At 34.7% G+C, this 21,623-nt stretch carries 18 protein-coding genes and 1 tRNA gene; 6 read left to right on the top strand and 13 right to left on the bottom strand.

Translation table 11 applies throughout. The annotated features are described in order from the left end of the window. A partial coding sequence (locus ACESM9_RS08230; RefSeq protein WP_372997147.1) for a GTP-binding protein occupies window positions 1-573 on the bottom strand: 573 nt, incomplete at its 3' end. Between the two features lie 164 nt (window positions 574-737). Here ACESM9_RS08230 and ACESM9_RS08225 point away from each other — a divergent pair. After that, window positions 738-1,823, top strand: a complete 1,086-nt coding sequence (locus tag ACESM9_RS08225) for a hypothetical protein (RefSeq protein WP_372997145.1) — start codon at window positions 738-740, stop codon at window positions 1,821-1,823. 20 nt (window positions 1,824-1,843) lie between these two features. On the opposite strand, the gene ACESM9_RS08220 is transcribed toward ACESM9_RS08225, so the two are convergent. The 4 genes from ACESM9_RS08220 to pepF all read right to left on the bottom strand — a co-directional run bounded on the left by ACESM9_RS08220 (window position 1,844) and on the right by pepF (window position 5,406). Further along, on the bottom strand, window positions 1,844-2,383 hold the full coding sequence (locus tag ACESM9_RS08220; RefSeq protein ID WP_372997143.1) for a GNAT family N-acetyltransferase: 540 nt from the start codon (window positions 2,381-2,383) through the stop codon (window positions 1,844-1,846). 2 nt (window positions 2,384-2,385) lie between these two features. Further along, entirely contained in the window at window positions 2,386-3,288 is a 903-nt protein-coding gene (locus tag ACESM9_RS08215) for a DUF2156 domain-containing protein (RefSeq protein ID WP_372997141.1), read from the bottom strand. Window positions 3,289-3,444: 156 nt separating this feature from the next. Continuing rightward, a tRNA-Ala gene (locus ACESM9_RS08210) sits at window positions 3,445-3,520 on the bottom strand. Window positions 3,521-3,600: 80 nt separating this feature from the next. Next, window positions 3,601-5,406, bottom strand: a complete 1,806-nt coding sequence (gene pepF / locus ACESM9_RS08205) for an oligoendopeptidase F (protein ID WP_372997139.1) — start codon at window positions 5,404-5,406, stop codon at window positions 3,601-3,603. Window positions 5,407-5,572: 166 nt separating this feature from the next. Between pepF and ACESM9_RS08200 the strand changes: the two genes are divergently transcribed. Genes ACESM9_RS08200 through ACESM9_RS08190 form a run of 3 tightly spaced genes read left to right on the top strand, consistent with a single transcriptional unit; the run spans window position 5,573 to window position 9,516 of the window. Further along, window positions 5,573-6,256: a response regulator transcription factor gene (locus tag ACESM9_RS08200; protein ID WP_372997137.1), complete on the top strand. Its 684-nt coding sequence runs from the start codon at window positions 5,573-5,575 to the stop codon at window positions 6,254-6,256. Further along, entirely contained in the window at window positions 6,240-7,643 is a 1,404-nt protein-coding gene (locus ACESM9_RS08195; RefSeq protein ID WP_372997135.1) for a sensor histidine kinase, read from the top strand. Before ACESM9_RS08200 ends, ACESM9_RS08195 begins: the two co-directional genes overlap by 17 nt. Before the next feature lie 19 nt (window positions 7,644-7,662). After that, window positions 7,663-9,516, top strand: a complete 1,854-nt coding sequence (locus ACESM9_RS08190; protein ID WP_372997133.1) for a hypothetical protein — start codon at window positions 7,663-7,665, stop codon at window positions 9,514-9,516. Between the two features lie 19 nt (window positions 9,517-9,535). Here ACESM9_RS08190 and cphA read toward each other — a convergent pair whose 3' ends face one another. Both cphA and ACESM9_RS08180 read right to left on the bottom strand, forming a co-directional pair. Next, a complete protein-coding gene (gene cphA, locus ACESM9_RS08185; protein WP_372997131.1) occupies window positions 9,536-12,166 on the bottom strand; it encodes a cyanophycin synthetase in 2,631 nt (876 codons plus the stop codon). Further along, entirely contained in the window at window positions 12,163-13,017 is an 855-nt protein-coding gene (locus ACESM9_RS08180) for a cyanophycinase (RefSeq protein WP_372997129.1), read from the bottom strand. The genes cphA and ACESM9_RS08180 overlap by 4 nt, the downstream gene beginning before the upstream one ends. 124 nt (window positions 13,018-13,141) lie before the next feature. Between ACESM9_RS08180 and nagZ the strand changes: the two genes are divergently transcribed. Beyond that, window positions 13,142-14,401: a beta-N-acetylhexosaminidase gene (gene nagZ / locus ACESM9_RS08175; RefSeq protein ID WP_372997127.1), complete on the top strand. Its 1,260-nt coding sequence runs from the start codon at window positions 13,142-13,144 to the stop codon at window positions 14,399-14,401. Between the two features lie 26 nt (window positions 14,402-14,427). Here the strand turns inward: nagZ and ACESM9_RS08170 are convergent, their stop codons facing one another. The 5 genes from ACESM9_RS08170 to ACESM9_RS08150 form a co-directional block, all read right to left on the bottom strand. Next, complete coding sequence (locus tag ACESM9_RS08170) at window positions 14,428-14,997, bottom strand: GerMN domain-containing protein (RefSeq protein ID WP_372997125.1); 570 nt, start codon at window positions 14,995-14,997, stop codon at window positions 14,428-14,430. A gap of 110 nt (window positions 14,998-15,107) precedes the next feature. Further along, window positions 15,108-16,481 (bottom strand): ATP-binding protein, encoded by a 1,374-nt coding sequence (locus ACESM9_RS08165; RefSeq protein WP_372997123.1) that lies wholly within the window; start codon window positions 16,479-16,481, stop codon window positions 15,108-15,110. Between the two features lie 7 nt (window positions 16,482-16,488). Then, window positions 16,489-17,160, bottom strand: coding sequence for a response regulator transcription factor (locus ACESM9_RS08160; protein WP_372997121.1), 672 nt, complete (start codon window positions 17,158-17,160; stop codon window positions 16,489-16,491). A 77-nt stretch (window positions 17,161-17,237) separates the two neighbouring features. Beyond that, window positions 17,238-19,094: an LTA synthase family protein gene (locus ACESM9_RS08155; RefSeq protein WP_372997119.1), complete on the bottom strand. Its 1,857-nt coding sequence runs from the start codon at window positions 19,092-19,094 to the stop codon at window positions 17,238-17,240. A 221-nt stretch (window positions 19,095-19,315) separates the two neighbouring features. After that, a complete protein-coding gene (locus ACESM9_RS08150; protein WP_372997117.1) occupies window positions 19,316-20,509 on the bottom strand; it encodes an ABC transporter substrate-binding protein in 1,194 nt (397 codons plus the stop codon). 322 nt (window positions 20,510-20,831) lie between these two features. On the opposite strand from ACESM9_RS08150, the gene ACESM9_RS08145 reads away from it, so the two are divergent. Continuing rightward, a complete protein-coding gene (locus ACESM9_RS08145; protein ID WP_372997115.1) occupies window positions 20,832-21,440 on the top strand; it encodes an NUDIX hydrolase in 609 nt (202 codons plus the stop codon). A 34-nt stretch (window positions 21,441-21,474) separates the two neighbouring features. On the opposite strand, the gene ACESM9_RS08140 is transcribed toward ACESM9_RS08145, so the two are convergent. Then, window positions 21,475-21,623 (bottom strand): cation:dicarboxylate symporter family transporter (locus ACESM9_RS08140; RefSeq protein ID WP_372997149.1); only part of this gene is annotated, 149 nt, incomplete at its 5' end.

Here is a 21,623-nt window from a genome sequence, read left to right as displayed (position 1 = left end):
ATGCATCATCTTCCTGTCGTAGATACCTAAGAAACTGCCTGCCAATCTCACAGGCCAATTCATTGGATAGGATTGTATACCTAGTACATTTTCAATTTCCTCCATAAGTTCAAAAGGATCTCTTCCTTCTCTGTCCAGTTTATTTATGAATGTAAAAATCGGTATGCCTCTCATACGGCAAACCTTAAAAAGTTTTTTGGTCTGCTCTTCAACACCCTTCGCATGATCTATTATCATTACAGCGCTATCTGCAGCCATAAGAGTTCTGTAGGTATCTTCACTGAAATCCTGGTGTCCCGGTGTATCCAATATATTTATACAATATCCATTGTATTCGAACTGCATGGCACTTGAAGTTACAGAAATTCCTCTCTGTTTTTCTATTTCCATCCAATCTGACACAGCATATCTTTCAGCTTTTCTTGATTTAACAGAACCGGCTAATCTTATAGCTCCCCCATATAATAGGAGCTTTTCCGTAAGCGTTGTTTTCCCAGCATCAGGGTGGGATATTATGGCAAATGTTCTTCGCCTTCTTATTTCATTTCTAATCCTCTCATCAACTAGCTGCATTTATCAAAAACCTCTCTCCAAACTTCTCTTTTATCTTTCCCTTTCAGAACAAATTAATTTTACATGAGTCAAAAAACTCTGTCAATCCAATATCTTTAAAAACTGCTGAGTAACATATAATAGTAAAGAGAATATATTAAACTATAAGCTAATGGAGGTGTGTTATGCAAGAAAGTGGTTATATAAGGAAATTCTTCTTAGGTGCCAACACCCACAAAGGCTTTCATTCTTATTATGAATATGTTGTGCCTGGAATCCCCAACAGGCTGTTTATATTAAAAGGCGGGCCGGGGACTGGTAAATCAACTTTTCTAAGAAAGATTGCAAAGGAATTTGCCGAAATGGGTTATGATGTAGAACTGCATCATTGTTCTTCCGACAATGATTCATTAGACGGGATACGCATAGTCCCTTTCAATATTGCAGTTATGGATGGCACTGCCCCCCATACTACAGATCCAAAATATCCCGCTGTAGTAGATGAAATCATTAATTTGGGAGAATACTGGAACAAAGAAAATATTCAAAAGAATAGAGAGGCTATAATAAGCTGCAATAAGGAATTGAAAAAGTTATATGCCTCATCCTATAGATTTCTAAGTGCAGCAAAGGAGGTACAGGATGATTTGGAAGCTTTAGTTGGTGATGAGTATGACTGGACAGGTTTTAGCAGTACAGTATCTGAATATAAATCCTCTATATTAAATTCTCTTGAGCCAATAAAAAAACAAGGAAAAAGCAGACATCTATTTCATTCCTCTATCAACTCAGCAGGTAGAGTTGACTTTATAGAAAATGCCCTACCAAAGAATAATACCTGTCATTATATCAAGGCCCAGTATCATACTGCTTCCACAAGACTTTTGAGTTCCTTAATTTCCGACCTGTTAATGAAAGGCTACGATGTAGAAGTATTTCATCAGCCGCTGGATCCTGAAATAATCGAGACTATAATCATCTGTGAGCTTGGGCTAGTCATTACTAACGATGCAAAACTGGAGAATAAAGCAGAAAAAATAATTGACCTGGACAGCTTGAGAAATAAAGACATATCCAAAGATGATAATGCCTATATTGAAAACAATTATAGTCTATTCAATAGTCTCATGGATGAAGCCATAGTGAGAATACAAAGTGCCAAAAAACTCCATGACCAACTGGAAAGGTACTATATCGAAAGCATGGACTTTAAAAGAATGTCAGAACTAAGAAGTAAAACATTAGAAAGAATTAAGAATATTTGCCTGTAAACCTAAAGAGTATGCTAAAATTACTTAGCATACTCTTCTCTCAACATCCCATATAGCAGTAAATCATACCTCTTACCATCTCTATAAATAAACTCTCTGTATGTGCCTTCCTTTTTAAAGCCTACACTTTCATACAAACCTATAGCAACCTTGTTATAGCTTATTACATTAAGCTGTATCCTATGGAAGTTGAGTTCATTGAAACCAAAATCCAGCAATAACTCCATAGCCTCTTTACCTAAGCCCTTTCCTTTAGCTTCTTTATCACCAATACCGATAAAAGTAGTTGCTACTCCGTTGGTCCATAGTATTTCATCAAAACCTGCAACACCAATTATTTTATTGGAATCAAGCATCCTTATAGCAAATATATATTTATCCTCAGAACTATCATAATACTCTAGGAGCTTCAGCATATCTTTCTGAGATTTTGGTATAGCGGGAATCATATCATAATATCTTAAATACTCTACATTATTAAACCATTGTGACATTACATTAATATCTGAAGCATCCAATGAGTTAAGTTTTATTTTTTTGCCTATTAATAAATTTCTCATCATCAATCTCTCCGTATATTCACCAAATATTTTTTCTCCAATTTTATGGGATCATAAGCCAGCTTAGCCCTCCTAAGGCCGGGTATCCCTATATCCTCTTCTCTGTTTATATATTTTACATCCTTAAGATATAACTCAGCAAAAGTCCTGTTTATAAAGGCATAAATACCATTGTAGATTGTATCACCCTTTTCAATGTGTATTATAGCCATATCTTTATTGACAATCTCCCCAATGGTAAATCCGGCTATTACATCGTTTACATAAACAGCCATTCCAAGGCCATTTAGCTTATCAAGATTGTGTATTATATCTTTTATACCCTGTAGTTCACATTCCAGTTGAAAATTCTTTGGTTGATTGCTGAACCATTCCTCAGCAAATTTCAAACAATCATTTATTACCTTATCATTTGAAATGTTCTCTATTCTATGTTCATAGCTGCTTACAAAATGATTGTACTGACTTTTTCTTTTTCTCAGCTTATCTCCATTTAGCTTTATTAATTTTTCCGTCTCATATATATAATCAAAATTCTTTACATCCTGATAATACTCAAGGTTTTCTCCATACAAACTCTTCAACTCTTCTAAAAAGGACTCTTCAATATCTGAAAACAGAAACTTCATATTGCTGTTTTTCTTCTTGTACTCTATTAATTCTGATATTATGTCTTTCAAATTGGTCTTAGAATAGCCAATAGGCTGCATAAATACAGTCCCTTTGCCCTCCTCTGTTTTCTTAACTATCAGCACATCATCCAGTAAAGCATATTCTACGTTGCAGTATTTTCTCCAAAGATATAAGTTCAAAAAAGAATACTCATATGTATTGAAGTTATAGTCTCCTATATATTTCTTAAATAGGTCTCTGTCACCTAACTCCAATGCCTTAAAATGTAACAAAAAAATCACCCTTCTACCAATAAATTATTATATTTATTATATAATCATTATTATCATTATATCAATTATAACACTAAAACAGTAAAAAATCTGCAAGCGCTAACTAAATAAGAACAACAAAAAGGAAGCATGTAGCTTCCTTTAGTTTTACATATATGGTGGAGATAAGCGGGATCGAACCGCTGACCTCTTGAATGCCATTCAAGCGCTCTCCCAGCTGAGCTATACCCCCAATATTGTCCACGGCTTAACACCGTGACAATATATATAATAATTTATTTGATATAATTTTGCAACTGTTTTATTCAAATTTTATTGTGCCATATTTTCCATTTCATCCAGCAGCCTTTCAAAAACCCTTAAAGCCTCTTCAATGGGCTTTGAAGTTGTCATATCTACACCGGCTTTTTTAAGAAGCTCAATGGGATAATCCGAACCTCCGCTTTTTAAAAAATCCAGATATCTTTCTTTAGCCTTTTCCTCTTTATTAATTATCTTGCTGGCTAAGGCTGTGGCCGCAGAAAAACCTGTAGCATACTTATATACATAAAAGCTTGTGTAGAAATGGGGTATTCTTGCCCATTCCATCTCAATATATTCGTCAAGTTTAACATCTGGTCCATGGTATTGCTTGTTGAGGTTAGTATATATCTCTGATAATATATCTGCTGTTAGAGCTTCTCCTGATTCAACCTTTTCATGGATAATTTTTTCAAATTCAGCAAACATAGTTTGTCTGTATACAGTAGTTCTAAACTGCTCCAAATAATGGTTTAATAGATACATCTTCATCTTTTTATCATCGGTATTTTTCAGCATATAGTCCATAAGCAATGCTTCATTGGTTGTTGAAGCTACTTCTGCCACAAATATTTTATATTGGGCATATATATAATCCTGGTTTTTATCTGAATAATAGCTGTGCATAGCGTGCCCCAACTCATGGGCTAGAGTAAACATGCTATCTAAAGTATCATTATAGTTTAAGAGCACATACGGATGGGAGTCATAGCAGCCCCATGCATAAGCTCCGCTTATCTTTCCCTGATTTTCATATACATCTATCCAGCCGCTGGTATAGGCTTCATCCAATAGTTTAATATAGTCATCTCCAAGTATATGAAGCCCTTTCTTCACTGTATCTTTGGCTTCCTCATAGGGTATCTCTATATCAATATCTTTAATAACAGGTGTATATACGTCATACATATATAATTCATCTAATCCCAGGAGTTTTTTTCTGAGGGCCATATAACGATACATCAGGTTCATGTTCTTATGAATGGTATCTAAAAGGTTATCGTAGACTTCTACTGGAACATTATCTGGAAATAAAGCTGCTTCTCTTGCTGATTTATACTTCCTTACTCTCGCATTAAAAATATTTGCCTTTATATTTGCATTCAATGTTGCAGCTAAAGTATTTCTATGTTTTCTGTATGTAGAGTATAATGCGGTATAAGCATCTTTGCGAACTTGCCTGTTCCGACTCTCTACCAGCGCCATATATCTTCCCTTAGTCAGTTCTATTTCTTCTCCCTTATCATTTTTAACCATAGGAAATTTAATATCAGCGTTATTGTACATTTCGAAAATAGTTTCAGGAGCCTGTGCTAATTCTCCAGCCATAGCCAATATCTGCTCCTCACTCTTTGATAACACATAAGGTTTCAACCTTCTTATCTCATCAAGATATCTTTTGTAGAATAACAAGTCACTGTTTTCTTTATAAAACTTCTCCATATCTTCATCAGCTATACTGATAATTTCAGGCACCATAAAGGAACTCTTAGTCTCTAGTTCTACACTCAATGCATCCGCTCTGTCAGCAAGACTCTGATAATAAGAATCAGCACTGTCTTCATGGCTTTTCATATGTGCGTACACATATATCTTTTCAAAGAGTCTGGACATGGCCGCACTTAATTTTATTGAATTAAGCAGGTTATTGGATGAAGTTCCTATTTTGTTATCATATTTAGAAAGCTCATCTGCCATCTCTTTGACTTTTTTAAAATCCTTTTCCCAAAGTTCAATAGAATCATATAAGTGTTCAAGTTTCCACTTAAACTCTTCTTTTATTTCTTCTCTTTTTGGATTAGACGTATGTATTTTCATATAAATACACCTCCTGGTGATTATCTAATGGACATATATCTATTTTATACAAACTCATTATAAATATGAAATAAAATAGAATCAAATATAAATGAAATTTTCTTTTATAAATGTTACAATTTTTATTAAGAAACAATATATGAATCCATAGAGGCAGGTGTTTTTTTTGAAAATATTAATTGTGGATGATGAACCGGCTATAGTAGATTTGATTAAACTAAATCTTCAATTGGAAGGTATTGAATCAACTTCATGCAATAATGGCCTTGATGCCATTAAAATGGCCCATTCTGAAAATCCGGACCTGATTCTTCTTGATATCATGATGCCCGGCATGGATGGTTTCCAAGTTTGTAAAGAGCTTCAGGATCTTAATATTCCAATAATACTACTGACTGCGAAAAACTCAATTAAAGACAAGCTGTATGGCCTTGAACTAGGTGCAGATGATTATATAACTAAGCCTTTTGACAGCAGAGAGTTGATAGCCAGGGTAAAAACTGTTCTGAGAAGGGTAAATAAATACAGTAGCAAAGATGATTCTTCCATTATTGCTGGACCCATATCAATAAATATTAAGGAAAGAAAGGTTCATATTGATGGTAGGGAAGTGGTGCTTACCCCAAAGGAATATGATTTACTTCTCTTTTTTATTGAAAATCAGAAAATAGTGTTCTCCAGGGAAAACATATTAGAATCTGTGTGGGGATATGAATATATTGGCGACAGCAGAACAGTAGATATGCATATTCAGCGATTAAGAAGAAAACTTGGAAAATACAGTACTTTTATAAAGACTGTATTCTCCATAGGCTATAAGTTTGAGGTGAATTATGAAACTCAAGTATAAAATACTAGCCTTAAATGCGGCTGCATTACTCATTATGCTTATAATATTAGGCCCCATTATAATTCAAATGTCTGATAATTACAATCTGTCAAATATACTTAATTATCTTCAGAGCCAAGGTGATTACAGCAGCATATATATAGAACAATATGTGCTCAATAAGGCAGGCAATATTTTTGAAGTTCCTAATGTAATGGAGAGCGACTCGTCCTATCTCTGCTCTTACCTGAGTAAGAATATTGATTGCAGAGTACAAATATTTTATGGCAACACTTTATTGGGTGATTCTGAGGAAATTCTTGATAACAATATAACTATACGCCCAGAAGTAGAAGAGACATTTAGAGGCAATAGAGCCTACTTTATTTCCAGGGCAAAAAATCGTACCCTTTATTTTGCTACACCTTTAAACATAGATGGAAGATACAATTATTCTCTTGCTTATATATATGATCTTACAGATGCAGATAATATGAAACGACAGAATATAAACATGTTCATTATAACAGGTTTGTTAGCTGGCTCATTGTCTGTATTTTTCAGTATTTTTATTTCAGGTAAAATTACTAATCCCATAAAAGACTTAACAGAGAAAGCCAAGCTTTTATCTAAAGGTGATCTCCATCAAAAAGTTGAAGTGCAAAGCAACGATGAAGTTGGAGAACTGGCTGGTAATTTTAACTATATGGCAGATAGCTTGAGGAAAATGATTCATGAGTTAAAAGATGAAAAGGATAAGCAAAAAAACTTTTTTGACAATTTTACTCATGAAATAAGAACCCCATTAACAACTATATTGGGGTATTCAGAACTGCTATGGAAAACTGATGACATAGATGTTAAGGACAAAAGCCTTTTTCATATTACATCTGAAGGCAAAAGGATGCTCAATATGGTAGAGAATCTGTTGGAGCTATCAAGATTGAAGCGCTTTGATTTTCAAATCAATAAATGTGATACTAACCTAAAGACCCTTGTAGAAGAAGTGTGTGATTCTATCCACTATAAATTGGGAAGGTATAATATCCAACTAAACTTAAAGCTTGAGAATTTATCTGCTTCTGTTGACCCGGATCTTTTCAAACAGGTAATAATAAATATTCTTGATAACAGCATTAAATACAGTGAAACATCGAAGATTGATATAACTTTGGAATACAACGAAGGTATAAAATTAACAATAAAAGATTATGGAATCGGCATCGATCCATACACTCTCGAAAACATTTTTGAACCTTATTACAAAGGTGATAAATCAAGAAATAGCAGTATTGAAGGCTGGGGACTTGGTCTATCAATTGTAAAAGAAATCATAGACAAACATGGTGCTGCTATTTCACTGACAAGTGAAAAAAACAAAGGTACTCAGGTGACAATAACCCTATGATTAAGCAGGAGGAAATTGAATGAAAAGATTATTAATTCTATTGCTATGCTCTATTACATTGCTTTCTTCTTGTGCCATAAAGGAAAATGAATTAGTCATAATCGATAATAAAGAGAATAGCAAGAATAGTGTCTCTGATAAATTGAAAGACTGGCAGATAGATCTGGTATCACAAAAAGTTCAGGTTGAAAAAAACAAGGAAGCAATAGCTCAAATAGATGAGAATATCATTCCTATTACAATCTCCCCAGACCATAATATTGTAATTGGGTATAATAATATAGAAGATGAAACCACTGATGAAAGAAACAGTATGATCATAGCTGGAAATATGGTGCAATACATGGATTTGTTTTCATATAATATTGCCAGTTCCACCAAAAAAAGTCTAGGAAAGTTCATGTCTATAAAAAGTCACCAATTTGATCCAAAAGGGAAGCAATGGGCTTTTATAGATGGCGAGGACAATGTCTACATCTACAACATGGAAAATGAAAGGCTTGTAAAAGTGATAGAAAAGTATAATTACAGAGAATTCAATACCATATGCTGGTCACGAGACTCAAAAAGGTTGATGCTGGACAATAGAATGATATTTGATATTGCATCGAGAGAATTTGTTTCAATTGCTGCCGATAGCTATACCCCATTTATTAGAATGGGCTTTAGCAACAACACATTCATAACAGAAATGAAAAACAATAAGTATGAAAATATAATAGCATTGTATAACTTTGACAATAAATCATATACCCAAATAGCCGACGGCTATTATAAAGATTCAGATAATACTAACTTAATATATACAGTAGACTTGCTTCAGGGTCTAAAAATAGTTAACCTGAAAACTCTTGAAAGCAAAACTATAGAGGAAGGTCCGGTTTATTGTGCAAATATACTAAAATCCACTGGAGAAGTAGTATATACAACTTTAAATACAAATTTCAATGACGAGAGATATCTTCTCATAAAAATAAATCCGGAAAATATGGTAAAGCAGGTTTTCCCATTATGTACTCCTACCTATTATTTGAGTCCTTCTGAGGATAGACTAAACTTTATCAGTAACTATAGTGAAAATTCAATAACTATAGACTTAGAGTCTTTCAAAGTAATTAAAACTATCAATAAGGAAGATAACGAAGACTTAAGAAAGATTAAGTCTGTAATATTGAAAATGTTTCTACTAGATTACAATTTCAATGGAAGCTTTGAAGAATATGAGGTTGAAGCAAAAAAGATATATACAAATACAGATTATCCTTTACCTCAGGAGGCACTGAACAATAAGCTGACAGATTTTAAACGTTTTAATACACCCTTGCCAAGCTTTCAAAAAGAAGCTTATATACCGCCATCTTTGAGCTTTGATACTATAACAATAAAAAACAATAAAGCTTCAGTCAATATCGGCCGGTTCTTCATAAACTCCATAGAATTGGTTAAAATTGATAAGGATTGGTTTATTACAGGATTTTCTACTCACCCTGAATCCAAAGAAATATCTCAAATAAGAAGTATTGTGAAGAAGCATATAGATGATATACTTGCAGGAAATAAAGCTGAAGCCTTAAGCTATTGGGAGGGTATGGAAGAAAGCGAGTATGTGGAAAACAATCGGAATATTGTAGAAAATCTAATAAATAACAGAGATAAGATAATAATAGAAATTGGCGAAACAGAGCTTTGGGCTATGAGCGACCCGCATCGGGCTGAATCACCTGGTTCAGCCACTGAAGCCCGAACCAAAATAATCATTAAAGATGGCAAAAACATAAATAAATACAAGATCGTGCTTTCCAGAATGCATAGAGATGGATTTACAATAAAATCCTGGGATTCTGACCCATTGAGTGTATCTCAGCTTTTTTAACATGAAAAAACAGGGCTCATCAAGCGATGATAAGCCCTGTTTTTTCATAGGAAGTTTTCATTTTCTCTATCACTCTTACTAGAGGTTCATATTCTTCATAGAACACAACTACTATATCATCCGGTTCTGCCGCAGCGATAGCCATTTCAAGGGCTTTTTCCTCAGATAATTCTATAGTGATTTCTGATTCCGGAATTGAACCCAGTTGGCAACCTTTTTTCAGCAGAGCTGCAATTTCTCCTGGCTTTCTGTTTCTCTTATCTTTATCCTCCTTAATATATATTTTATCGAAGGAGTTAGCACTCATCTCTCCTATAGTTATTGTGCTTGAGTCTGTGCGATCTCCAGGCACACCGATTACTCCTATTAATTTCTTTTTCTTCATCTGTTTTAAAGAATCCAATACATATTTATAGCCGTCAATATTATGGCCATAGTCTATTATCACTTTTACCCCATTGACATCAAACTGATTAAACCTGCCTGGATTATCCTTATCATTGGATTCAAAGGTTGATAGACCCTTTATAATATTCTCTGTTTTTATACCTAGACCATAAGCTCCCGAAGCTGCAGCTAGAGCATTATATACATTGTGTTTCAATATTCCACCCATTGTGGCAGGTATTTGATCTATACTCATAAGCATTGTGGTTTTATTACCTTGACAAATATATATATTCTTATCATCTGCATAAAGGCCTATGCCGCCCTTTTTAATGTGATTGTTCAAATGTTCATTGTTAGCATTGGCAGAGTATAATATTAAATTTGCTTTTGCTCTATCCTTTATCATCATACAATATTCATCATCTGCATTAAACACTGCATAGCCCTCTTTTTTGACCGCCTCAATTACAAGGGCTTTTACAAAAGCCATATCCTCCATATCATTGATTCCATCTATACCCAGATGATCTTCCTGGATATTTGTTATTAATCCTACATCTGCCAAGTCATATCCTAATCCTCTGTTAACGATACCACCTCTTGCAGTTTCAAGTACAGCATAATCTATCCGTTTATCCATCAGAACAGCTCTTGCACTTATAGGACCTGTATTATCTCCATGTTTCATACATTCATCATTAAAAAATACACCATCTGTATTGGTCATTCCTACATTGCTGCCCATAGTTCTTAGAATATGGGAAATCATTCTTACTGTGGTAGTCTTGCCGTTGGTTCCTGTTACAGAAATCACTGGTATGCTTACAGCTTCCCCCTCTGGGCAAAGTAAATTTACTATTTCACCTGCCACATTTCTCCCTTGTCCTTTGCTTGGGAAATGATGCATTCGTATTCCTGGTGCTGCATTAATTTCTATAATGGCCCCATTGGCCTTTTCAAGAGGTATACTTATATCACTCACTGTTATATCTACACCAGCTATATCCAAGCCTATAACTTTGGCTGCCATAACTGCTATCTTAGCATTTTCGGGATGAACTTCCTCAGTAACATCGATTGCTATCCCACCTGTGCTCAGATTGTCATTTTCTCTTAAGAATACAGTCTCACCTTTTTCAGGTACATACTCTAAAGTCTTGCGCTGTTTTTCTAGATAAGCTAGCACCACCTTATCTACAACTATTTTTGTCAAAGGTTTCTCATGATCCTCTCCTCGCAATGGGTTTTCTCTATTCTCTCTTTCTATAAGCTCTTCAATTGTGCTTTCACCATCTCCTATTACATGGGCTGCAAGCCTTAGTGATGCTGCAACCATTTTATCTCCTACAACTAAAAGCCTATAGTGATTTCCTTTTATGAATTTTTCTACCAAAATTGTATCTTCATATTCACAAGCTATTTTATAAGCATTCAATGCTTCTTCAGGTGTTCTTAAATTTATAGACACCCCTATCCCGTGGCTTCCATAATTGGGCTTTATAACTACAGGAAAACCAATGGTCATGCAATACTGTAAAAGCTCATTCTCACTGCTGACAACCTTTCCTTCAGGGACAGGTAACCCGTATTCCGCCATTATACTTTTTGCCAGTGTTTTATTACAAGCTACATCCACTGATATGCAGGTTGAGTTATCCGACAATGTTGCTTGTATCTTTCTGCTGTTTTTTCCATAGCCTAATTGGAGAAGACTGCCATCACCAATCTTTATTACTGGAATACCTCTTTTCTCTGCCTCTTTCTTTATCATAGCTGTACTCACACCTATGTCACTCTTAACGCATTTGCTTTTTAGTTCTTTCATTTCTTTATTAAAATCAAATTCCTTACCCTCGATAAAGCAATTTATCAAATCAACGGCAATTCTTCCAGTTTCAATGCCTGCCAGCTCGTTAATATATCCATATACTACATTGTAAATATTGTCTTTATCACCTCTAAAAGCTTTTCCATAGCTAATATCATAACCTAAAACATTTTGCAGTTCTATAGACACATGTTCTATTACATGAGCCAAATAGGTGCCTTCTCCTAGTCTGTCTACAAAACCACCTTCATAGCCTCTGGAACAACTGTGTCTCTTTAAACCAGGAAGAAGATTTATCAGAAATTCATTTAAACCTTTGATAGCTGTTGTAGGTGTATCATAATAGTCACCTAAATCTATTAGCATTTTTACAACAGGTTTATGACTGTAAATATTTCTTCCTTTGTAAGCATAACTGCTTATAATCTTCACTTTTTATCCTCCTCAACTTCTATGTTCTTGCCTTCTTCATCATCTTTTTGTATTATTCCCTGCTTTGTTGTGAGATTAAACCCATAACCTTCAGGGAAAACATGAATTTTTACATTTGTAATGGCCAATGGTTCTTCAGAGTTTTGCTCTGAAACATTAGTAAAGGTTATATCTCTGCCGTCAACTACTGTAACCACACCAGAACCAGCTACTCTGAAAGTAAGGTCACCATCAACAATAGCTGCCGTGTCCTCATCAATACCTATCCCAATAATCCCTGGATTTTGGGCTACAGCTGCCAAGAGTCTGCCTATTCTACCTCTTTGATTAAAATGCTGGTCAATTATTACCCCTTGTAGAAGACCCATACCAGGAGCCATTTTTAAAGTACATTTTCTTGGCGCTTCATCATCCTTTCCTTCCACTACCATTACTTGACTCATCATGGATGCCCCTGCGCTGGTTCCGGCAATAATCTTTCCGTTTTCATAACCATCTAGCACTGCTTTGTGAAATTCAGTGCCGCCTAATATGCTTGAGATTCTTAGCTGATCTCCACCCACAAAAAAAATGCAATCACATTCCCTGATTTGCTTTATTAATCTATTATCATCCGCCTGGGATCTATCAGTTATATTTATTCCATACACAGCTTTACTTCCCAAGCTTTTGAATATTTCGTTGTATTGCTTTTCCGCTTTGTAGGGGCTGTTAGTTGCAGTTGTCACTACAGCAACAGTGCTATTATCTCCTCCTGACATTTTATACACAATTTTTAATATTCTCTTATCAGCTGTTTTGTCTTCGGCACCACCTATTATTACCAAAGTGCCTCTTTTCAAGCCTGGCATAGCCACACTCCTCTTTTAACAAGATAATTTTATTTTTTCTAATTTGCAAAATAATATACAATTAGATAATATTAGATAATAATAAGCTTGTTAATCGATAATAAATGAATATATGAGGTACAATATGATGAAAAAAATATTCTTTATAATTTTACTGTCCATAGTTTTAATTTTTCAGACTTCTTGTATAAAACAAAACCAGCAAACTCAGCATGAAAATGAAATTGATCAAACTGATAATACTGTTGAGCAACAGCCGCCAGAACCTTCATATGAAGAAAAAATTATCAGCAGTATGGCTATGGACGAAAAGATAGGTCAATTGGTTATAATAGGATTTGCTGAAGATACACCCAAAGAAACATTGATTAATGCCATAAAAAAAGATAAAGTAGGCGGTTTCATACTTTTTAGAAGAAACTATAGCAACTTCAAAAGCCTATACGATTTAGTTTCCCAACTGAAGGAGCTGAATAAAAATAACTCCCTCCCCTTGTTTATTGCAGTTGATGAAGAAGGAGGCACTGTATCTAGGATTCCAAAAGAAGGAATAACAATGCCTGATGCAAAGATATTTGGAACCATAAATGATTTGGCCTTGACTGAGAAGTCGGGGAGCATCATAGGCAAGCAACTATATTCTGCCGGAATAAATATGAACTTTGCACCTGTGCTTGATATTCTGAGCAGAGATGATAATACTCTATTGAAACGTAGAAGTTACGGTAAAGATGTGGATAGGGTATCTGCTCACGGCATTTCCTTTATCAAGGGATTGACAGAAGAAGGCATAATCCCAGTTCCTAAGCATTTTCCAGGCCACGGTCACACTAAAGTCGATTCCCATGTTGGTCTGCCTGTAATAAATATTGATAGGAGCATCATGGCTCAAAGAGAACTTGTACCCTTCAGGAATGCCATAGATAAAGGTATGGATGCTATTATGGTAGGGCATCTAGCTTATCCTCAGATTGATCCTTCAGGAAAGCCAGCTACTCGTTCGAAGGTTTTTCTTACAGATATACTAAGAAAGGAACTAGGCTTTAAAGGCATAGCCATATCTGATGAAATTGAAATGATTGGGTTTGCAAATGGAGAAGATTCAATAGAAGATGCAGTAATAGAATCCTTCAACGCGGGAATAGATGTTTTCGTCATTGGTCATACAGCAGAGATTCAGGAAAGGGTTTTGAAAGCTCTGAAAGATGGCGTATCAACCGGTTTAATCACCGAAGAGCGCATAAATGAATCTTTGATTAGAATTGTTCAGATAAAGAGAAAATATAACCTTTCCGATGAAATGAACGTTGATTTTGAAACTGCCTGTGAACTGTTCACTAATGAAGAATATAGAAGCTTTGTTGAAGACATAAAAAGGAGGTAGTGGCTGCACCACTACCATATAACTTCCTATACATCATTATACATTTCAAAGCCGCCTTCAAAGGGCTCCAATATACCTATATGTCCCATTAAGGTTTCAGCTTTATTGCCATCTATCAGGAATTGAGTCTTTTCAATGCCTAGTTCATGTAAAGTGTGGGTTATCTGCATTATTGTGAATATTTCCTGCATAGAACCCCCATACAAGCCCTCCTGAGCAAAATTCACAAAAGCTGTACCATCAGCAACTTCCACATTTATCAGTTTAGCGCTGGATGGAATTTCTGTGCTTAATTCTTTTTTTTCAGGCCCTTTTATGAGTTCTCTGACAACTGCCTCTTCAATGGATGTATCTCCATATTTGACCAATCTTTTTTCAGCAATTAATTTTTCTAGTTTCTCATCACCGGTTTCTATATATTCTTTATTAACAAAATATAATGTAACTTCTTTTTCATCGGTTTTAGGTGTTGGTTCTACGATTACATCCTCATTTTTTGGTTCTTCTGTTTCAACAGGTTCTTTAGTTTTTGGAGTACATGCAGATAAGCTGAAAATCATAACAAGAATCAATAACATGGAAATATATTTTTTCATAAATGTTAACCCCTTTCTTTGTATGTCTATTAGCATTATACAATTAAATTTTTAAGATAAAATAAATATTTATTAAGAAAGTGTTAAGAACATCTAATAGTTTTATAAATTTATCTGAGAGGTACCCTTATTATAAATTTACTGCCTGCACCATATATACTATCAACAAATATTTCCCAATTATGCTTCTCTATAATGCTCTTTACGATGGAGAGGCCTATGCCATAGCCTTCTATGTTTGAGTTCTCCCTGATACCCGAATCCAATACTCTGAATCCCCTGTTGAATATATTAGATAAATCATCTCTCTTTATACCTAAACCATTATCTTCTATGACCAATCTAGCCTCGGTTCTGTTTCTTTCAATACTTATTCTTATATAATTCTGTTTCTTTACTGGATCTTTATACTTAACTGCATTGTCAAGGAGATTAAGGATTGCTTCTTTAATTTTATTTCTATCGCATTTAATAATCAGACTTTCAGTCTCTCTAACATGAATTGAAACATTGTTCTTTTCTGCATAGGGTCTAATTAACTTAACGGCATCTTCCAATATATCTTCTAAATCCTCAACTGTCATATCTAAGCTAATATCCTCCAATTTTATTGAATTAAGCAAATAATCCACCAACTGCCCCATCCTTATGGTCTCTTGCTTTATATCTTCCAAATATTCTTTATAGGTTTGGATGCTGCTCTCCCCTATGGTCAATGAATCTATAAGGGCTCTTATTGCTGTAAGAGGAGTTTTCAGTTCATGAGATATGCTGTTTATAAAGCTTTTACGATTACTCTCTATTTGTCTCAGCTTTCCGCTCATTTCATTGAAGGAGTCAATGAGCTTACCTATTTCTCCGCTACCCTGTTTTTTCACCCTATATCCTAAATGACCTAACGACAGCTGCTCAACTGCATGATTCAAGCTTCTTATCGGCTTTGTAAGGCTATTTGCAGCTATCAATGTAAGAAACAAAGCTATTAATAGAGAAAGTGTTGATACCTGCAGAAGCGTGTTTTGAAGACTCCTCACATCTGAAAAAGTTCCTTCTAATAAAGCAGATATAAGTACAGCTCCATCTATTCTCTTCTCATTTCCTATATCACTAATTATCGGTACCGAGAGCTGTAGTACATTTCTTCCTTCCAGCACATATGTTCCAGATTTTGTATTCCCTTGTAAACTGCTCCTTATTTCTTTATTATCTATTTTATCTCCGACATAAATATTAAAGCTGTCTACAATAACCTCTTTTTCAGAATCCAGTATGAGTATCCTGGCATTTGCCTGTTTTCCATAGCTTTTCACCATTGTATTGATTAGAATAATATCTTCTCTATTTCTCTTGTAAGTATCAGCTACTATATTGGCAGTTTGAAACAGTCTTATTTCTTCATTTCTAATTCTTATATTTTCATAGTTATCTAATACTATAATGCAAAATAGAGCAAAGGTAAGAATTATTATTGTACTGTATATCAACAGCATCTTAGCTCTTATTGAAATAATAACCCACCCCCCACTTTGTCATAATATATTTAGGGTGTTTGCTATCCATCTCAATCTTATCTCTTAGATTTCTTATATGCACATCTATTGTCCTTACATCATAGGCATCTTCTTTCCATACCAAGCTGTATATATCATCTCTTGTAAAAACTCTTCCTGGATTGCTAGCTAAAAGATAAAGCAAGTCAAATTCTTTTGCAGTTAGATTTATTTCTTTCCCTTTCAAATATACCCTGCGCTCATTTTGACTTATAATCAGATCATCTTTTGTGATAGAATTCGCTTCAACCTTCCTTTCGCTCCTCCTTATAATTGCTTTCATTCTTGCAATGAGTTCCAGTGTATTGAAAGGCTTTGTCATATAATCATCTGCTCCAAATTCAAAACCCAAAATCTTATCATAATCTCCATCCTTAGCAGTAAGCATAAGAATAGGAATATCATAACTTTGCCTTATCCTCTTGCAAAGCATCATACCATCAGTATCAGGAAGCATGAGATCCAATATGATAAAATCTATTACATTTTTCGTCAGGTTATCTATTGCTTCCGCACCATTGTAGGCTGTAAACACATTATAGCCCTGCTGCTCAAGGCTGTATTTCAGACCCTTTACAATGAGTCTCTCATCATCCACTATCATCACATTCATAAAACATCACCTACTTATACAGAGTGTATATATTCATTTATTCAATACAGATTGTTAAAGACCTGCATAGCAGGCCTTTATTCTTTATATTTCAGTAAATAATTCCTTATCTCCTCAACCATATCATTTTCTATTATCTTTTGTGATATATCCAATTCCATGAATATATCAGCAATTTTATCCTTCAAGTTTTCTATTGGATAGGGTTCAGCTGTTTTTATATCATAAGCGGCACCATCAGCAGGAAGACATAAATAATCATCATCGATGAAGTATCCATTTCTCATAACTGCCAAGCCTTCATCAGAATTAAGCAAATCTCTCCCCATCATTGGAATAGTCTTGCTATCTATGCCCATGATATTTAATAATGTGGGCATCAGATCCAATCCTCCTCCAGCTATTGTCCTGACTCCAGCTCCTTCATCTCCTGGAAGATGGATGATAAGTGGAACTTTCTGATGCTTAACCCACATGTAATTATTCATATCATCAATACCCAGGAAGTCAGCTAGCTCATCTTTTCTATCCTTAGAAATGGCATAATGATCTCCATATATAGCAAGAATAGTGTTATCCCATAGCCCTTCCTCTTTCAACTTATCAATCAGGTATCCAAGGGATGAATCTGCATAGTGTATAGCTTCTAAATAGTTCCCTAAAAAAGTTCCTTTAAGTTCGCCCACGTTTAGAGCATCATTATATGCCTTAGTATTATCATAGGGGTAGTGGCTAGTTAATGTAACTAGAAAGGCATAGTAAGGTTCCTTCTTGTTTTTCAAATAATCTAAAGACTGCCTGAAGAAGGATTTGTCACTTAGCCCCATTCCAATAACTTCGTCATGCTCATAATGATTTCTGTTCAGATACTCATCAAAGCCTAAGCTAGGATACATTACACTTCTATTCCAAAAGCCAGGTTTATAGGCATGCATTACAAAGGCGCTATATCCCTTTTCCTTTAGTATTTTTGGTAAGGAGTAATAATTGTTGCCTGGGTATTTCATATATACTGCTCCTGATTTTAAAGGATAGAGAGATGTATTTGCCAGAAATTCTGCATCCGATGTGCCACCAGCAGCGGTTTCACAATAATAGTTTTCAAAATATATGCTTTTATCCATTAACATGTTTAGATTTGGTGTGATCTCCATACCATTTATTTTCTTACCTATAACAAAGCCTTGCAGTGCTTCTACCTGAACAACCATAAGATTTTTTCCTCTACCCAATCCATAATACTTAGGTTTATCTGGAATCAGAGCATTTTTTTCTTTAAACCATAATTTAATCTTTTCTTTCTCATCATCACTTAATGATTTTTCTTTTATCTCTTCTTTAATAAATTTGAATGCATCTATGGCATGGTAGTTTATCAGTCCTATGTGTTGTGCAATATATGACTTATCATAAAATGTGGTTAATATTTTAGGCTGGTTTTTATCTAGCAAACAAATACCATAGTATGAAAGAAAGGAACCTGCTGCTAATAGTCCAATTGATAATAACACTCTCATAGGCCAGCTATACTTTTCATATTGTCTTTGGTAATTTGTTATTCTATATGCTGGAATAAATAACAAAAAATCCACAAAGAACAGTAAGTCTGATAAATGAATAAGGTTCAGTACACTGCTTGAAACTGATCCTACCATTATTATTTGAGTTATTATAGGCAATGTGATTATATCGTTAAAATACCTATAGAACAACAGATTTGAAATAATTAGTAGGGTAATAACAATATTCAATATAAGCATGCTTCTTATTCTCCACTTTCCCTTGACAATAGGTATCAGACACAGGAGTATAAATAAAGCCCCTATCAATGATATGACAAGCCCCACTATGGAATAAATCCTGCCTCCTATAAGATTATTGAAGTATAGCAGCTTAATAAACATAGCAATACCAACAAAGATTGATGCAATCATACTATATTCATACCTTTCTTGAAATCATATTTAGCAAAATAAATGATACAGTATAGCCAGCACTATTTCAATCATCTATATTTTTGATGCTGAAAGCCAACACCTTACATTCGTTATGTTTACCAATATTTATCATATTTTATTCAATAACATTAAAAAAACAACACTCACAAGACCTTAAGGGTTCTTGTGAGTGTCATTAAATGTCCAACTATTATCTATTACTTCATTTCAGGTTTAACTGTATCCATGTATGTGAACTTGCCGTCTTTTACAACTTTTATAACGGCATCCTTAACAGCATCTCCATTTTCATCAAGTGTTATAACACCGGCGGCTCCCATGAAATCTTTAGTTTTAGCTAATTCGTCTCTAATCTTTATAGGATCAGCACTACCTGCTCTCTCAATGGCATCAAGTATCAATATATATGCATCATATCCAAGAGCTGTAACAGCAGCAGGTTCTTTGTTGTATTCTTTTCTGTATTCAGCAAGGAATTTCTCTGATTCAGCTGTAATAGGCTTTTCTGTTGCGAAGAAAGTTGAGAATACTGTGCCTTCAACATCAGCTTGACCTATATCTATAAACTCAGGTGTTTCCCAAGTGTCTCCACCAATTATTGGTACAGTAATTCCCAGTTGTCTTGCCTGCTTGATCAAAAGAGCTGACTCAGTAAAGTTACCAGGTGCAAATATTACATCAGGCTTTGCTGCACTTACGTTTGTCAACTGAGCTGTAAAGTCCTGATCGCCAGTATTGTAGTTTGAAGTTGCCACTATGCTATTTTCATCACCAGTAAGGGCTTTGAATGAATCAACAAAGAATTTAGCAAGACCGACGGAATAATCATTGGAAACCTCTTGAATAATTGCAGCTTTTTTTGCTCCCAGTTTATTAAATGCATAGTTTGCCATAACTGTTCCCTGGAATGGATCTATAAAGCATACTCTGAAATAGAAATCATTGTTTAGTGTAACTAATGGATTTGTACAGGAAGCTCCAACTGTAGGAACCTTTGCATTTCTAACTATGTCTCCTGCTGCCATGGAAAGCGAGCTTCCCCAGCTTCCTATAATGGCTGCAACCTTTTCCTTCTCAACTAACAGTGCTGCAGCATTTGCAGCTTCTACCTTGTCTGACTTGTTATCAACAATAACAAGTTCAACTTTTTTGCCCAATACTTCCGGATATAATTTGTTTGCCAGCTTTATGCCCTCAACTTCAAGAGCTCCACCGCCTGCATTTGCACCAGTTATAGGCTCAAATACTCCGATTCTGATTGTATCGCCTTCAGCGGCGGGAGTTTCTGCTGCAGGTGTCTCTGCAGTTGCCTGTTCTGCTGGTTTAGCACAGGCAGTTAGGCTAAAAGATAGAATGAGTACAATAGCTAGCAAGAAACTTAATTTTTTCATTTTTCTCCTCCTCATACATGTTTTATATATTTACTATATCTCATTGATATAGTAAATCTCCCCCTATAGTCCAGAAATCAACGGTGCATATTGATGCATTCGTCCAGGGCGGACAAATATGAATTTTGTATTTCTGTCCATATTTTCAAATATTTATTAATCATATTACCATTTGCATAATAATTTGACAATATGAATATTATATTAATTTTTTGTCATATGCGGACAATAATACTAATTTCTCGTACATATGCTCATTTTTCAACTGTTTATGATATAATTTAGATACCCTAATAAAAATATACGCGAGGAATCAATAGTTATGTTTGATAAGATTATAAAATTATCCAAAAAAGACAACTCTATTTCTGATAGCAATAATTGTACTAAGTCTTCTGTTCTTATTCCAATAATAGAAAAAGAAGATGGTTTATCACTTCTATATGAAATAAGATCAGAAAACTTAAAAAAACAGCCTAATGAAATATGCTTTCCTGGTGGTAGAATTGAGCCAGGCGAAGCAAAAGATGTGGCAGCAAAAAGGGAAACTGCTGAAGAACTATTGTTAAAACCAGAAAATATAGAGATTCTAGGTCCTTCTGATATACTCGTCACTCCATTTAACACGATTATTTACCCATATATAGGAATTTTGAAGGGCTATAATGGTACTTTTAATAATGATGAAGTAAAAGAAGTCTTCACTGTACCTCTATCATTCCTTTTGTCTCATGAACCTAAATGCCATTATATAGATGTGAACCTCAAGCCGAGAGAAGATTTTCCCTATGATATGATACAAAATGGTAAGAAATACAAGTGGGGGAAGGGCAAATACCCTGTTTATTTTTACTTATTTGAAAATAAAATAATCTGGGGAATAACAGCAAGAATAACATATGACTTCATAAAGAATATAAATGACATCTAGAAAAAACTCTTCGCATTGCTGCGAAGAGTTTTTTCTAACTTTTTAGCTTATAGCCTGAAATTCTATTCACCATCAAAGCAATGGCTCCATCGCCTGTTACATTGCAAGCAGTTCCAAAACTATCCTGAGCTAGATATAGGGCAATCATCAAAGCCAGAAGATTTTGATCGAATCCCAGCATGG

This window comes from Lutispora sp. (genome assembly GCF_041687175.1).
Classification (GTDB): domain Bacteria; phylum Bacillota; class Clostridia; order Lutisporales; family Lutisporaceae; genus Lutispora.
Note: the sequence above shows the minus strand (reverse complement) of the source record. Positions and strands in the feature narration are given on the sequence as shown.

What these genes read in the sequence shown, in the direction of transcription:
- nagZ (WP_372997127.1), top strand. Translation starts at nt 13,142, where the DNA reads ATGATGAAAAAAATATTCTTTATAATTTTACTGTCCATAGTTTTAATT.
- ACESM9_RS08225 (WP_372997145.1), top strand. Translation starts at nt 738, where the DNA reads ATGCAAGAAAGTGGTTATATAAGGAAATTCTTCTTAGGTGCCAACACC.
- ACESM9_RS08145 (WP_372997115.1), top strand. Translation starts at nt 20,832, where the DNA reads ATGTTTGATAAGATTATAAAATTATCCAAAAAAGACAACTCTATTTCT.
- pepF (WP_372997139.1), bottom strand. Translation starts at nt 5,406, where the DNA reads ATGAAAATACATACGTCTAATCCAAAAAGAGAAGAAATAAAAGAAGAG.
- ACESM9_RS08180 (WP_372997129.1), bottom strand. Translation starts at nt 13,017, where the DNA reads ATGCCAGGCTTGAAAAGAGGCACTTTGGTAATAATAGGTGGTGCCGAA.
- ACESM9_RS08195 (WP_372997135.1), top strand. Translation starts at nt 6,240, where the DNA reads ATGAAACTCAAGTATAAAATACTAGCCTTAAATGCGGCTGCATTACTC.
- ACESM9_RS08220 (WP_372997143.1), bottom strand. Translation starts at nt 2,383, where the DNA reads ATGAGAAATTTATTAATAGGCAAAAAAATAAAACTTAACTCATTGGAT.
- ACESM9_RS08190 (WP_372997133.1), top strand. Translation starts at nt 7,663, where the DNA reads ATGAAAAGATTATTAATTCTATTGCTATGCTCTATTACATTGCTTTCT.
- ACESM9_RS08155 (WP_372997119.1), bottom strand. Translation starts at nt 19,094, where the DNA reads ATGATTGCATCAATCTTTGTTGGTATTGCTATGTTTATTAAGCTGCTA.
- ACESM9_RS08160 (WP_372997121.1), bottom strand. Translation starts at nt 17,160, where the DNA reads ATGAATGTGATGATAGTGGATGATGAGAGACTCATTGTAAAGGGTCTG.
- ACESM9_RS08150 (WP_372997117.1), bottom strand. Translation starts at nt 20,509, where the DNA reads ATGAAAAAATTAAGTTTCTTGCTAGCTATTGTACTCATTCTATCTTTT.
- ACESM9_RS08170 (WP_372997125.1), bottom strand. Translation starts at nt 14,997, where the DNA reads ATGAAAAAATATATTTCCATGTTATTGATTCTTGTTATGATTTTCAGC.